This is a genomic window from Sphaerisporangium sp. NPDC051011 (assembly GCF_040653595.1).
Taxonomy (GTDB): domain Bacteria; phylum Actinomycetota; class Actinomycetes; order Streptosporangiales; family Streptosporangiaceae; genus Sphaerisporangium.
On sequence record NZ_JBFAGG010000011.1, the window covers coordinates 118,648 to 131,974 of the forward strand.

Genomic DNA, 13,327 nt, shown 5'->3' on the forward strand with positions numbered 1-13,327 from the left:
CCTCCCCACCCGTTGGAAACCCGCCGGAGGACGGAACAGATGGTGGCGACCAATACCGGACGGCCACGGATCCTTTACCTCACCCATCATCTGCCCTGGCCGACGTACAGCGGCGGGCGACTGCGCGAGGCCGAACACCTGCGCCGACTGGCCCCCCGGTTCGACATCGAGGTCATCGCCGTCTCCAAGGACCCCGTCCTCGACCGCGCGCACCTACGCGAAGCCGAACTCGCCGGAGTGCGGGCCCGAATCTTCTCCGCGTCCTTGGACGCCTCGCCCGCGCTCAGCCCACACATACGACGTCACCAGTCGGCCGAGGCGCGCCACCACCTGGCTCAGCGACTCGCCGGCCATCCACCGCCGATCGTGCACGTCGAGGGACACTACCTGTTCCCGCTGGTGCCCGAACATGCGCACGATCGGACGTTGATCATCGAGCACAATGTCGAATCCGAGCTGTTCAGCCAAGAGGCTCGCGCCGGGGACGATCCCAGACGCGCCGCGGCGCTGCTGGCCGATGCCGACCTCACTCGGCGCACCGAACAGGCCTGCTGGCGCGCCGCGGCCGTCATCGGCGCGGTCACCGAGGACGACGCCGCGCACATCCGCCGCACCTTTCCCGGCATAACGGTGCCAGTGATCCCCGGCGGCGCGGACCACATCCTGGGTGCCCTTCGCCGAGAATCCGTCGAAGGACGGATCGTGTTCGTCGCCAACTTCGGCTACCCGCCCAACCTGGACGCCGCCCGGCTGATCGTGGAGGAGATCTTACCCGGCGTCTGGGACTACTGTCCCGAGGCCACCATGACGTTCACGGGTCCCCAGCCGCCGGACTGGCTGCGCGCGGCCGCCGCGGACCGTCGCGTCACCGTTACCGGATTCGTCACCGAGGTGACCGGCCATCTGGACGAGGCCTGTGTCGTCCTGGTCCCGCTGCGGATCGGCGGTGGCATAAAGATCAAGGTGGTGGAGGCGCTCGCGCGGGGCCGTGCGCTCGTTACCACGCCGGTGGGCCTGCAGGGTCTGCGGCATCTCCCCGACGGCGCCGCCGTGGAATGCCCCGACGTTCCGGCGCTCATCGCCGCGTGCGTACGGCTGTTGCGCGATCCTGCCGAACGGGAGCGTCAGGAATCGCGGGCGCTCAAGGCCGCGACGTACCTGCCGACCTGGGGCGCCTCGGCCGATCTGCTGGCCGCCACATGGGACGCCCTAGCGGCCACCGCCAGCCACGCCGCCCGGGTGGGATCATGAGCGATTCGGGAGGCACCGTCCTGCACGTCATCGTCCCGCAGCGGGAAGGCGCGATCGGCGGATCGGATCTGCACGTCCTGGATCTCGCTGTGGTGCAGCAGCGGCACGGACACTGGCGGCCGATCATCCTCGCCCCTCGGGCGACTCTCGACTATCGGGAACGGCTGGCCGCCGCCGGCCTCACCGTCCTTCCGCCGCTGCGCCCCGGATGGTTGTGGCGGCTGCCCTCCGCGCGCGGCATCGGCATGATCCACGGGCACGGGTACGAGGCGAACTACTTGATCGTCGGCCTGCGGACGCTCTCGCGGGGCTGGGCGCGGCCGCCAGCCGTCGTCACCGCGCACGGCTGGATCGAGAACACTCCGTCAGACCGCGTCAAGTCCACCCTGGACCGGCTCAGCATGCGCTTCGTCGACCTGCGCATCGCCAGCGCGCAGGCTCACCACGATCGGTTGCGCGCGATCGCCGAACCCGCCGTCATCCTGCACAATGGTGTCCCCGCGCCGTCGATCTCCGCTGAGCAAGCCGCGGCCGACGGACGGGCCTTCCGCCAGCGGCACGGAATCGACCCTAACCACGTGCTAATCGGCAGCGTCGGCAGGCTCTCCACGGAGAAACGCATCGACCTAGTGCTTCAGGCGGGAGCACGGCTGCCCACGGGCGTTCACCTCCTCGTGGTCGGCGGCGGCGCCCAACGTGCCGAACTGGAGCAGATGGCCGCTCGCCTGGCCTTGGCCGGTCGCGCCACGTTCACCGGGCTCCTCAAGGACGTCGGCCCCGCCCTGGCCGCGTTGGACGTTCTCCTCCAGCCGTCGGACACCGAAGGCAGCCCGCGCAGCGTCCTGGAAGCGATGGCGCGCGGTGTCCCGGTCATCGCGACCGACGTAGGTGACGTCCGCGCCCTCCTCGACGACGGACGCGCCGGCATCCTCGTCCCCCGCGACGACCTTGACGCTCTCACCCGTGCCGTCCGCACCCTCATCGACGACCGCGGCCACGCCCGCGCCCTAGCCGAACGGGCCCGCGAGCGGTACGGGCGGCTATACACGGTGGAGATGATGGGCGCGAAGGTGCACGACATCTACACGGACGCCCAGCGCGCCGCCGACGGCAGGCGCCGCTGACGCTTCCGCGACACGGACCGGTCGCCTGGCGATGTGATCGACGCCCCCGGTCACGGATCCCTCGGGTCAGATGCTTTGCGGCGGGTGCGATCGAGATGGTCTAGAGCGTCGGTCATGTAACCCTGGCCAGGTTTGTGATACCTGTTCCTGATCACGTATTGGTCGGCGTCAGGGAGAGGCTCGCGGTCCATGCGTCCCAGGACATGGCGTCCACCGGTGGAGCCGAACCGCCTAAGCGACATCCGACCTCGACAGACACCAATGAAAGCCCGAAACGTTTCGGAAATAGGCCCCGGCACTCGCACACAAGCGGAGACATGGCGTCGCGGATGCGCCTGCCGGAGATCGGGCGCGGGAAGCGTCCTCGCCGCCCTCCCTCACGTCATCGCGGCGTGGGGGGGTGCCGGTCGCGGCGTTGGCGTAGCGGCGGGCCAGGTGCGCGAAGGCGTCCCTGAGCTCGGCCGGGCCGACGACCTCGATGTCGGCGTCGAACCTGCCGATGGCGGCGGCCAGGCCCGGCCATGACCACGAGCCCAAGGAGAGCCGGCAGCGGTCCGGGCCGAGTTCCTCCACGACTCCGTCGCGGGTGTAGCGGGACACGCCGACGGCGGGGAGGTCGAGGATCACCTCGCCGCGGCAGGGCCAGTCGCCGGGGCCGTCGGAGCCCCGGAACCTGCCGGCCACGAAGGCGGCCACGTCTCCCCCGGGGAACTCGCGCGGGGCGAAGCGCGGACCCGTGGGGGTGCGCGGGGTGATCCGGTCGGCGCGGAAGGTGCGCCAGTCGTCGCGGTCGAGGTCCCAGGCGACGAGGTACCAGCGCCCGCCCCAGGTGACCAGGTGGTGGGGCTGCACCCGGCGCGGCGGAGCGCCGTCCTCGCCGGCTCCCGATGGGGACGCGGGGGCGTAGTCGAAGCGCAGCACTTCGCGGGCATGGACGGCGGCGCCGAGCGCCATGAGGACGCCGCCGTCGACCCGCGGGTCCGGCCGGTTCGCGGGCCGCTCGACGGCGGTGACGTGGAGGGGTGTCGATCCGGCGGCGCAGCCGTGCGGGCATGACCTGCCGGACGGTGTTCAGCGCGCGCCGCGGCTTCCTCGATGCCCGCACCGCTGGTGGCGGCGATCTGAAGCGCCACGGCGAGGGCGACGGCCTGCTCGTCATCGAACAGCAACGGGGGCAGTTCCGTGCCGGCGTCGAGCCGGTACCCCCCGTCGGGGCCCTTGGTGGCCACGATGGGATAGCCGAGCTCGCGCAGGCGGTCGACATCGCGGCGCACGGTGCGTGGGCTGATGGCCAGCCGCTCGGCCAGCAGCGCCCCCGGCCAGTCCCGGCGCGACTGGAGCAGCGAGAGCAACGACAGCAGTCGCGCTGAGGTCTTCGGCATGACTCCAATATCGCCCAAGTAGCGGCCACATCCTGTCCGCTACCCCTGCGATCGTTGTCTCGTGCCAGACGACGAGAACGACCGGAAGGACCCGTCCACCGTGACCGCCACGATCACGCCGCCCTCGGCTCCCGACGCCGAGCGGGCCGAACTGCTCGCCGAGCTCGCGACCGCGCGATCCGCCCTGACCGACACGACGCGCGGGCTCAGCGACGCGCAGGCCGGCGAGTGCCCGACGGTCAGCGCGCTGTGCCTGGGCGGGCTGATCAAGCACGTCGCGTCCACCGAGGAGGAGTGGATGCGCTTCGTGGCCGAGGGCCCGTCGGCGATGCGCTACGACCTGCCCGACGGTGTCACCTGGGCCGACCTCACGGCCGGCACCGCACGCGAGTTCCCGCAGTGGGCGATCGACCACCAGAACGACTTCCGGATGCTGCCCGGCGAGACGCTGGCCGGGATCATCGCGCGCTACGAGCGGGTCGCCGCCAGGACCGAGCAGATCATCGCCGCCGTCCCCGACCTGTCGGCGACGCACCCGCTGCCGGAGGCGCCCTGGAACGAGCCCGGCGGGGTGCGCAGCGTGCGACGGGTGCTGACGCACGTCATCGCCGAGACCGCCCAGCACGCCGGGCACGCGGACATTCTGCGCGAGACGCTCGACGGCCAGAGGTCGACCTGACCGATGATATCGATCGCCACCAGCCGGCAACGAGGAGACGAGTGTGTTCGATGTTCTGGGCGACGTGAACCGGATCGGCGACCACCCCGGCACTACGACGACGATCGGCCGGCGGGCGCGACGCGGCGAGACCCGGTGACCGTTCTCGGCACCCGGGCGCTCAACCGCGCGACGCTCGCCCGGCAGTTGCTGCTCGATCACGCCGACGTGCCGGTCCTCGACGCCGTCGCGCACCTGTGCGGCCTGCAAGCGCAGGAGCCGCAGGAACCGTTCGTCGGGCTCTGGTCGCGGCTGCGCGCGTTCGACCCGGCGGTGCTCTCGGACCTGCTGATCCGGCGGAGCGTGGTGCGGACCCACCTCATGCGCCGCACCGTCCACCTCCTCACCGCCGGCGACGTCCTGGCCTGGCGCGCCCGCCACGACACCATGCTGCGCCGGCGGGTGCTCGGGACCTACCGCCGCGAGCTCGACGGGGTGGACCTCGACAAGCTCGCGGCGGCGGGCCGGGTGGTGATGGCCGACGGCGAGCCCCGCTCGATGGCCGAGCTCACGCGGGCGCTCGCCGGGCGCTGGCCGGCGCCGGGACCGCGGGCGCTGGGCGAGATGCTGGTCGCCGCTCTCGTCCCGATGGCGCAGCTGCCGCCGCGCGGGCTGTGGCGCACGAGGGCGGGAGTGCGCAACGTGCTGCTCTCCTCGTGGCTGGGCCGCGACATCGACCCGCCGGCCCCGGAGGGCTCCGATCCGGTCGGCCAGGCGCTGGTACGGCGTTATCTGGCCGCGTTCGGCCCCGCGACCTCGGCCGACCTGCGCGCCTGGTGCGGCCTCGCCGGACTGCCGGCCGCGGTGTCCGCGATGCGCGGGGAGCTGGTCACCTTTCGTGACGAGCGTGGCCGGGAACTGCTGGACCTCCCGGACGCGCCGCGCCCCGACCCCGGCACGCCCGCCCCGGTGCGGTTCCTGCCGGCGTTCGACAACGCGCTGCTCGGCTACCACGACCGCGCCCGGATCGTCGACGACGCCCACCGCGGCCTGTCGGTCGCCGGCGCCCGCGTCGTCCTGGTCGACGGCCGGGTCGCCGCGACCTGGACCGTCGAGGCCGGCACCGTGGTCGTCACCCCGCTGAGGCGCTTCTCGCGTGCCGACCGCGCCGCCGTGGCCGAGCAGGGGCAGGCGCTGGCGTCGTTCCTCTCCGGCGACGACGGCCACCGCGTACGGATCGCCGCGTCTCCCTGAGCGGCATACCCGCGAGTCGCCGCGCCGAGGTCCGCGTGGTCCGGGGGTGAAACCCGACTGTCCCGCGTAACCGAGGACGAGCACGGCCGTCCGGGTAAGTGGGGGCCGGACTCGGGCGCGTGGTCAGCGGGGTTTGAAGACCAGGGCCAGCGAGCGCAGCGCGAGGACGAAGCCGACCAGCAGCAGCGCGCCTCCGGCGACGCCGAGGAGCCGGATGTCCGGGGCGATCATGGGGCCGACGTCGGCCGTGATCAGCATGATGGCGCCCAGCGTGGCGGCCGCGGCCAGGACCGCGATGACGATCTGCTGCACGAGCCCGTTGAGGAAGTGCCGGTCTCCGTCGTGTGCCAGTGGCCGGACGTTGATCGAGAGCCTGCCCTGCTCCAGGTCCTCGACGATGTGGTTGAGCCGTCGCGGCAGCCGCTGGATGATCGGCAGGTATCCGGCGAGCCGTTCCTCCAGCCGCGCCCGGACCGCGCCCGGCTCGACGGCCTCGCGCATCAGAGCCCTGCCCTGCTCTCTGGCCGCGGCCACGACGTCGATGTCCGGGCTGATCAGCGCGAGCGTGCCGTCGAGCCCGGCCAGCGCGCGGAACGCGGCCGCGATCTGCGGCGGCACCGCGAAGCCGTAGGCGGTCACGAGCCTGAACAGCTCGGCGAACATCCCGCTCGGCCCGCCGCGCCCGAACCCGGTGCGGTAGCGGGCCATGAGGTGGCCGATCCGCCGTTCCAGCTCCCGCTCGGCGAGCCCCTCCGGGCGGTCGAGCAGCTCGATCAGCGCGTCGGTCGCGGCGATGGCGTCGTCCCCGTCGATGGCCAGCAGCAGCATGCCGAGCGCGGACCTGGTGGGGGTGTCCAGGCGGCCCACGGAGCCGAAGTCGAGCAGGCCGAGCTCGCCGTCCTCGCCCACCAGCACGTTGCCGGGATGAAGGTCGGCGTGGAAGATCCCGGTGCGCACCAGTTGCCGTAGCACCTCGCCGAGCAGCCGGTGGGCGATCCGCTCGCGCCGTTCGGCGGTGAAACCGGCCAGTAGCGGCCCGGCGGCGCCGACGGGGGTGCCCGGCAGCCGGGTCATGACCAGCAGCGTGCCGCTGGACAGCTCCTCGTGGATCTCGGGCACGGCGATGCCCTCGATCGTGGCCGCGACGCTGCGCAGGTTGTCCTGCTCGACGGTGTAGTCGAGCTCCTCGTCCAGCGCGGCGGCGAAACCCTTGGCCAGCTCGAACACGCGCAGCGAGCGCCCCCAGGGCGTGCCGCGCTCGAGACGGCGCGCGAGCCTGAGGATGATCTCGACGTCCGCGGTGACCTGCGTGCGCGCCTGGGGCCGCTGCACCTTCAGCACGACCTCCGCGCCGTCGAGCAGCCGGGCCGCGTGCACCTGGGCGACCGAGGCGGCGGCCAGCGGCTCGGGGTCGACCTCGGCGAACACCTCGTCCAGCGGCCTGCCCACGGCCTTCTCCGCGGCGGCCTTGATGTCCTGCCACGGCTCGGGCTCGGCCCTGGTCTGCAGTGCGGCGAGCTGGTCGGCGAACTCGGTGGGGATCAGGTCGCGCCGGGTGGACAGCATCTGCCCGAGCTTGACGAACGTCACTCCGCCCTCGTTGAGCGCGGCGCGGAGCGAACGGGCGATCTTCGCCGTGCCGTGGTAGGGGTCGGTGCGCCTGCGGCCGCGCAGGTACCCGCCCAGGCCGTGCCGTACGGCGATCTTCATGATCTGCGCGTAGCGCCTGGCGCGGCGGCGGCGCGCCTTCCAGCCGGTCAGCAGGTCGAGCGGCGAGGGGAGCGTGCCGGTGGGCGCGAGCACCTCGAGGACGACCAGCACGACCAGGCCGAGGACGAACACCCAGGCCGTCACCAGCCCCATCAGGATGAAGGCGGCCGACAGCGAGACGGTGAAACGGCCGCCGGTGACGATGCCGGCCATCTCGGCAAAGGAGGTTACGGCCGAGCCGATGGAGAACGTGACGAACAGGCCGACCAGGATCGTGCGCGGCCAGCCGACGGGGACGCCGAGTACGCGCCTGGCCACGACGGCGGCCAGGCAGGCGTTCAGGAGCAGCGTGAGCGGGGTGAAGAGGTCGACGGCCATGGTCAGGGGTTCTCGTCCTCGTCCTCGCGCGGCGACGGGGAACCGGGGATCGCCCGCGTGGTGCGGGTGAGGCCGGAAAGCCGGTCGTCTCGTGGCATGCGGGCAGCTTAATGCTTCCGCAAGACATGTACCCCATCGCGTGACCTGGGGGGACCTGCCCGAGATCACCATGTTCACGCGCCCCACGCCCTCCGGGCGCGATCGGCTCGACCAGCCATATTTACCGACTCGGCAATGTCATGGCAATCTATTGCCAAACTCTGATGGAACTCCACCGCCGCATTCGCCCGGGCGGCTCAGTCACAGTGGGGAAATTCCGAGATTACGGTGACGGCCGTCCGTTGCCGGCGCAATTAATTCGTCATCACCGGCGCGCGAAAACGCGCGCCGTGCCCGCGTCCGAAAGGACGTAATCGGCTACGAGTTCACGGTGGAGTCCGCAGCATGATATCCCCGACCGTTTCGACCACCCTCGCCATAGAGGACCTGCCCGTCCTGGACATGTCTCAGATCGATCAATTCGCACGGCTCGGCTTTCTGGTCCTCCCGGAATTCCTACCCGGCGATCTCGTCGACCGGCTGAAGCCCGAGACCGACAGATGGGTGGACGACGGGTTGCGGGCCCGGCCGATCGCCTGCGCCGTCGAGCCCGAGAAGTACGGACGCCCGCCGGTCATGGAGCTGGAAATGCGGGCCCACGGCGAACTGGTCGGCCATCCGCCGCTCATGGCACTGCTCACCTGGCTGATGGCGCTGGATCGCCTGGCGCGACCGGCAAAACGGCTGACGACGTCCGCGAGTGTGCGGCACCCGGTCATGGTCCGTGACCGCGGCCACGCCGGGTGTGCCGCGGCGACACCGTGGGGAAACGCCCTGACCTGGCGTTCGATGGCGGATGCCGCCGGAGGTAGGGGATCGGACAAGGGATTCGCCGGTCCTGCCCAGTACCGGCGCCGGACGAGTCGGTCGTTCACCTCGGAATCGCGCACGATATATCGGTTATTTGACTACGCCGATTCCGGTCATCCCGATGTCCCCATACCGGTGTCCCCGGCGGCCGGCCGATCGGCCTCTATTCACACAAGCGTCATGAGCGTCACTATCCGCGACCCCTGGCCGCCATTCCGGCCGGGCCAGTCGATGTCCCCCGGCCCACCGGGAATCGCCGCGGACGCGAGGGCGCCGGGAGCGGTAACGGGCAGGCGGGAACGGACGGCACGCACGTCGACACCGCAGGGTGGGCGTATGGCGGCACGACGCGGATGACAAGGGACGGGCATGGCTACTCCAGGTGGGAACATTGTCACTCCGAACGGAGACGGAGCGCCCAAGTTCGCGGCTCGCTCTTGGGCATCCGGCAATGGGGGAACGCCATAAGGGTGGGTCTGCCCTCGGCCAGTGAACGCGGTTTCTCCATGCGCCCCAAACATGGCAAGACGTCGAGGCCCATTTCAACTACACCACGTTTACCGAGCCGATCATGACGGTAGTGGATTATTTCAAATAAGGCAATAACAAGAAAATAGCCAAGCGGAAGCTAGGGGGCCTATGCGGACGGCGGGGCGGCCCGGACGGCATATGCGGAGGTCGCGGCCGGATCGGGGAGGCCGGCGGGGCCACTCACGCTGAGGGCAGACCCCTGATCACCGTGCGCGTCACCCCAGATTTGCCACGCTGTCAAATCCTTGGCACGGGCTGTACCATATTCCCAGCCGGTCCCTCCGCTGGGGACCGCTCGTGCATCCCTTCGATCGCTTCCGAGGCCACTCGCATGGTTGAACAGCCCTCCTTTGGGAGACGCCTCAAGGCCATGCGCCTTGAGCGAGGACTCTCCCAGGCCGCCCTCGTCGGTTCCGGCATGTCGACCGGCTACCTGTCCCGGCTGGAATCCGGCACCCGCCCCCCGACACCCCAGGTCATCGCCTACCTGGCCGAGCGCCTGGGGGTCAGCGCGGCCGACTTCGAGGAGTCACAGGGCAGGTCCACCTCGCTCGCGCGGGCTCTCGCCAACGCGGCCTCGGCCCCGGCCGACGAGGCGATCGCCGAACTGGCCGACGCCCTGAAGGCGACTCCGCAGGAAGACCACGCGCTCCGCTGGCAGGCCCTGCTGATGCTGGCCGATTTCGAACGGCGCCGGAGCGACCACGACGCGGAGCTGCGGCTTCTCAAGGATCTCGTCCAGCTCAGCGGCCAGGTGGACCAGCCCGAGCTGGAACTGCGCGCCCGGACCCGGCTCGCCCGCTGCCTGCGCGTCCTCGGGCGGCTCGAAGAGTCCATGCGATACGCCGCCGAGGCCCTCCAAATAGCCGAGGAGCGCCACCTCTCCCCCGCCGACACCGGCGCGGCACTGCTCGCCATGGTCTCGGCGTCGGCGGAGGCGGGCCGGCTGCCCGAGGCCCAAGAGTACGCCGACCGTGTTTGCCGGCTGTTGCCGGACCTTCCCGGCACGATGCCCGTCGAGGCCTTGTGGGCCGCCTCCACGGTCCGCGTGCGCCAGGGGGACGGCGCCGCGGCGCTCGACTATCTCCAGCAGGCCATCAACGCCCTGGACAGCGGGACGGACGTGGTGCTCTGGTTCCGCCTCCGGCTGGCCGCCGCGTCGCTGTCGCTGCAGCTGACCCCGCCCGAGGTGGCGCACGCGCGCAAGCTGCTCAAGGAGGCCGAGGCCGCCGTGGACATCATCGGGATCGAGCTACACCGTCTCGAACTGCTGGTCGTCCAGGCCCATCTGGCGTTCCAGGAAGGACAGATGGCCGAGGTCAGGGAACTGTGCGACCGGCTGGATGGGCATGACGAGCAGTTGTCGTTCCGGGACCGCAGCAGGCTGCAGATGCTGCGCAACCAGTTGCTCATCGTGGAAGGCCACACCGAGGAGGGGCTGCGCAATCTTCAGGAGCTCGCGCTGAACGCCCGCAAGGCGCTCAATCTCGACCTCGCCGCCGAGATCTGGCGCACGGCCTCCGAGGCGCTCACACGTCTCCACGAGACCAAGCACGACTGACGCGCCGGTCATCGGGGGCCGCCGCCGATTCGAAGACGCCGTGACGGCACGGTGCCGGTGCCGTGGGGCGCTCGGGGGGGCCGGGCTCTTACCAGCCTCCGCAGGAAGCCGCTGCAGCAGCACACTGGTGACGACGACGAAACCGATGGACAGCACGCCGACCAGCACATTGAGCAGCAGGGCCCCGGCCGGCACGCCGGGGGGCACATGGCGCAGGGGCCATGCGACGGACAGCCGGCGCGCGGAGCGCCGCCGTGCCTCGCCGGCGAGTCGGATCACGGGTGGATCCTGTCGCGAGCCCGGTCACAACGGCTCGCGGTGAACATGACGCATGCGTTCACAGGGTGCATCCCCTTGAAGGATCGCGACCGTGCCCAGGAGCGGCCTCGCGTTCACCAGGCCGGCACGCCATGAACGCCCGGGTTTCGACGGCGTCGCTCCCATCCGGTCGATTCGCGACAAGACGCACCAATCTTGCCACGCGTGGAAACATTTTGGCAAGGTCGCTTACGAGCGAAGCAAGCCGCCTTCGCCCGCGGAGCCGGCCCGCCCCGCGGACCGGCCGCGGTCGCCGTATGGCCTCAGGCGCGGGGCGCGGCTCTCAGGCGCCGGACAGGGAAAGGCGGTAGCGGAGCTTGGTGATGAGGAAGCCGTCGTCGCGGCTTTCCTCCCGGCCTCCGTCCTCACTCCAGCCGTGGCGGCGGTAGAAGTTCCGCGCCCGGTCGTTGCCCTCCAGCACCCACAGGGTGGACTCGGCGTAGCCGGCCGAGGCCAGAGCGCCGAGCACCTCCGTCATGAGGGCCTTGCCGACCCCGGTGCCCCACACCGCGGGCAGGGTGTAGAGGGACCCCAGCATGCCGACCCGCGCGGGATCGTCGTCCGCGTCGTCCGTGGCGTAGTAGCGCGCGTAGCCGACGACCTGGGCATCGTCCTCCGCCACGAGGATGCCCGACGAGGGCCGCACCGGCCCGGCCAGGCACTCCTCCCACGTCGCGCGGAACGCCGCGACGTCGAGGCCCGCCAGATGGTCGTCCGGCATGAGCCCGGTGAAGGCCGCCTTCCAGGAGGCGTTCTGGACCGCGGCGAGGATGGCGGCGTCGCGGGGAACCGCCCGCCGGACTCGTGGCGACAAGTGTTCACTCCGCTGGGTCGGTGTCTGCGTCCGTACCGACGAACCCTAAAATCCACCCCGGGCCTGACGCCAGTCGCCCGTCCCGAGCCGACGCCGCGTCCCGTCCCGCCTTTGCCGGTAGGGGACCCTGCCCACTGGCAACACGCTTTCGCGGATGGCACATCACGAGGCAAGATGTTGACATGATTTCTAGTCCCGGACGGCCACGTCTCCTTCGTGAACTCAACAACCGCGCCGCACTGGAACTGCTGGGCAGCAAGGGGCCCCTGACCCGTGCGCGGATCAGCGAGTCGACCGGATTGTCCAAGGTCGCCACGGGGCAGATCCTGTCGCGGCTGGAAGAGCGCGGGCTCGTCGTCAAGACCGGCACACAGGACGGCGGGCGCGGCCCGAGCGCGGTCGTGTACGGGCTCAACCCGTCCAGCGCGTACGTCGTGGGCGTCGAGGTCGGCATGGGGACGACGACCGCCGTCCTCGCGGATGTCACCGGCCGCCGGCTGGCGAAGGTCTCCCGCGCGACCGACGCCGAGGTGGAACCGGTCGCGGCGATCCGAAGCGTCCTGAAGGACCTCACGCGGGCCTCGAGGGTCGGCCTGTCGCGGGTGAGCGCGTGCGTGATCGGCATATCGGCCGTCGTCGACCCCCGGACGGGCGACGTCCGCTTCTGCTACGACATGCCGGCCTGGCGCGCGGGCGTGGCGGGAGCCCTCCGGCACGACCTGGGGATACCCGTGGCCCTCGACAACGACGTCAACCTCGCGGCCGTCGCCGAACGCGTGCGTGGCGCCGCGAGGGACACGCGGAGCTTCGCCCTGGTGTGGATCGGACGGGGGCCCGGTTCGGCGATCATGCTCGGGGATCGGCTTCTGCGCGGCGCCGCGGGCAACGCCGGGGAGATCGGCTGGATGCCCGTCCCGGGCGCGCCCGTGGCCGGCGGCGCCCTGGACCACGACCGCTGCGGCGTCAACGCCGCCTTCCAGAGCCTCGTCGGCCGGCATGCGGTCCTGGCGCTGGCCGCGGCCCACGGCATCGCGGAAGGGTCCGTCAGGGACGTCGTCGCGGCCGCCGCCGGGATCGCGGAGGGCGGCGCGTTCCTCGACGAGCTCGCCGGCCGCATCGCCCTGGGCGTGGCCTCGATCTGCGCCGTGCTCGATCCCGAGCTCGTCGTCCTGGGCGGCGACGCGGGTACGGCCGGAGGTCGCGACCTCGCCCGCCGCGTCCAGCGGGCGGTCTCCGCCATGTACCTGGCGGAGCCCTGCGTGGTGGCGAGCGAAGTGCCCCGCGATCCCGTGCTGCAGGGAGCCGTCCACATGGCGATGAGGCAGGCGCGCGAGCTCGTCTTCTCCCGCGGCTCCGACTAGCCGCCCGCCCGGCGGCGCTCCGGTGACCCACTCCACCAGCGAGTTTGCCAGTAACTCTGGAAACACTTGCCAATCG

General features: G+C 71.3%; 9 protein-coding genes and 1 pseudogene. 7 read left to right on the forward strand and 3 right to left on the reverse strand.

Annotated elements, in window-relative coordinates; all coding sequences use genetic code 11:
* The first annotated feature begins 39 nt into the window (after nucleotides 1–39).
* Both AB0H21_RS25315 and AB0H21_RS25320 read left to right on the forward strand, forming a co-directional pair.
* Nucleotides 40–1,251 carry a glycosyltransferase gene (locus AB0H21_RS25315; protein WP_358520916.1) on the forward strand — a complete coding sequence of 404 codons (1,212 nt, stop codon included), beginning with the start codon at nucleotides 40–42 and terminating at the stop codon, nucleotides 1,249–1,251.
* A complete protein-coding gene (locus tag AB0H21_RS25320) occupies nucleotides 1,248–2,375 on the forward strand; it encodes a glycosyltransferase family 4 protein (RefSeq protein WP_358520918.1) in 1,128 nt (375 codons plus the stop codon). Before AB0H21_RS25315 ends, AB0H21_RS25320 begins: the two co-directional genes overlap by 4 nt.
* A 411-nt stretch (nucleotides 2,376–2,786) precedes the next feature.
* On the opposite strand, the pseudogene AB0H21_RS25325 reads toward AB0H21_RS25320, so the two are convergent.
* A pseudogene (locus AB0H21_RS25325) lies at nucleotides 2,787–3,757 on the reverse strand (WYL domain-containing protein); the annotation flags it as partial.
* 61 nt (nucleotides 3,758–3,818) lie between these two features.
* On the opposite strand from AB0H21_RS25325, the gene AB0H21_RS25330 reads away from it, so the two are divergent.
* Together AB0H21_RS25330 and AB0H21_RS25335 are read left to right on the forward strand one after the other, a co-directional pair.
* Complete coding sequence (locus AB0H21_RS25330; protein WP_358520921.1) at nucleotides 3,819–4,436, forward strand: DinB family protein; 618 nt, start codon at nucleotides 3,819–3,821, stop codon at nucleotides 4,434–4,436.
* 135 nt (nucleotides 4,437–4,571) lie between these two features.
* Nucleotides 4,572–5,669: a winged helix DNA-binding domain-containing protein gene (locus AB0H21_RS25335; RefSeq protein WP_358520922.1), complete on the forward strand. Its 1,098-nt coding sequence runs from the start codon at nucleotides 4,572–4,574 to the stop codon at nucleotides 5,667–5,669.
* A 123-nt stretch (nucleotides 5,670–5,792) separates the two neighbouring features.
* On the opposite strand, the gene AB0H21_RS25340 is transcribed toward AB0H21_RS25335, so the two are convergent.
* Nucleotides 5,793–7,757, reverse strand: a complete 1,965-nt coding sequence (locus AB0H21_RS25340; RefSeq protein WP_358520924.1) for an AarF/UbiB family protein — start codon at nucleotides 7,755–7,757, stop codon at nucleotides 5,793–5,795.
* A gap of 501 nt (nucleotides 7,758–8,258) precedes the next feature.
* On the opposite strand from AB0H21_RS25340, the gene AB0H21_RS25345 reads away from it, so the two are divergent.
* Nucleotides 8,259–9,023: a hypothetical protein gene (locus AB0H21_RS25345; RefSeq protein WP_358520927.1), complete on the forward strand. Its 765-nt coding sequence runs from the start codon at nucleotides 8,259–8,261 to the stop codon at nucleotides 9,021–9,023.
* 505 nt (nucleotides 9,024–9,528) lie between these two features.
* Entirely contained in the window at nucleotides 9,529–10,758 is a 1,230-nt protein-coding gene (locus AB0H21_RS25350) for a helix-turn-helix domain-containing protein (RefSeq protein WP_358520930.1), read from the forward strand.
* Nucleotides 10,759–11,359: 601 nt separating this feature from the next.
* Here the strand turns inward: AB0H21_RS25350 and AB0H21_RS25355 are convergent.
* The gene (locus tag AB0H21_RS25355) at nucleotides 11,360–11,890 is read right to left on the reverse strand and encodes a GNAT family N-acetyltransferase (RefSeq protein ID WP_358520933.1); all 531 of its coding nucleotides are present in this window, start codon (nucleotides 11,888–11,890) and stop codon (nucleotides 11,360–11,362) included.
* A gap of 182 nt (nucleotides 11,891–12,072) precedes the next feature.
* Here AB0H21_RS25355 and AB0H21_RS25360 point away from each other — a divergent pair, with 182 nt between their 5' ends.
* A complete protein-coding gene (locus tag AB0H21_RS25360) occupies nucleotides 12,073–13,251 on the forward strand; it encodes an ROK family transcriptional regulator (RefSeq protein ID WP_358520935.1) in 1,179 nt (392 codons plus the stop codon).
* The last annotated feature ends 76 nt before the right edge of the window (nucleotides 13,252–13,327 follow it).

Bases quoted from the DNA above. Each gene is read 5' to 3' on its own strand.
- AB0H21_RS25315 (WP_358520916.1), top strand. From the start codon at position 40: ATGGTGGCGACCAATACCGGACGGCCACGGATCCTTTACCTCACCCAT.
- AB0H21_RS25320 (WP_358520918.1), top strand. From the start codon at position 1,248: ATGAGCGATTCGGGAGGCACCGTCCTGCACGTCATCGTCCCGCAGCGG.
- AB0H21_RS25340 (WP_358520924.1), bottom strand. From the start codon at position 7,757: ATGGCCGTCGACCTCTTCACCCCGCTCACGCTGCTCCTGAACGCCTGC.
- AB0H21_RS25345 (WP_358520927.1), top strand. From the start codon at position 8,259: ATGTCTCAGATCGATCAATTCGCACGGCTCGGCTTTCTGGTCCTCCCG.
- AB0H21_RS25350 (WP_358520930.1), top strand. From the start codon at position 9,529: ATGGTTGAACAGCCCTCCTTTGGGAGACGCCTCAAGGCCATGCGCCTT.
- AB0H21_RS25360 (WP_358520935.1), top strand. From the start codon at position 12,073: ATGATTTCTAGTCCCGGACGGCCACGTCTCCTTCGTGAACTCAACAAC.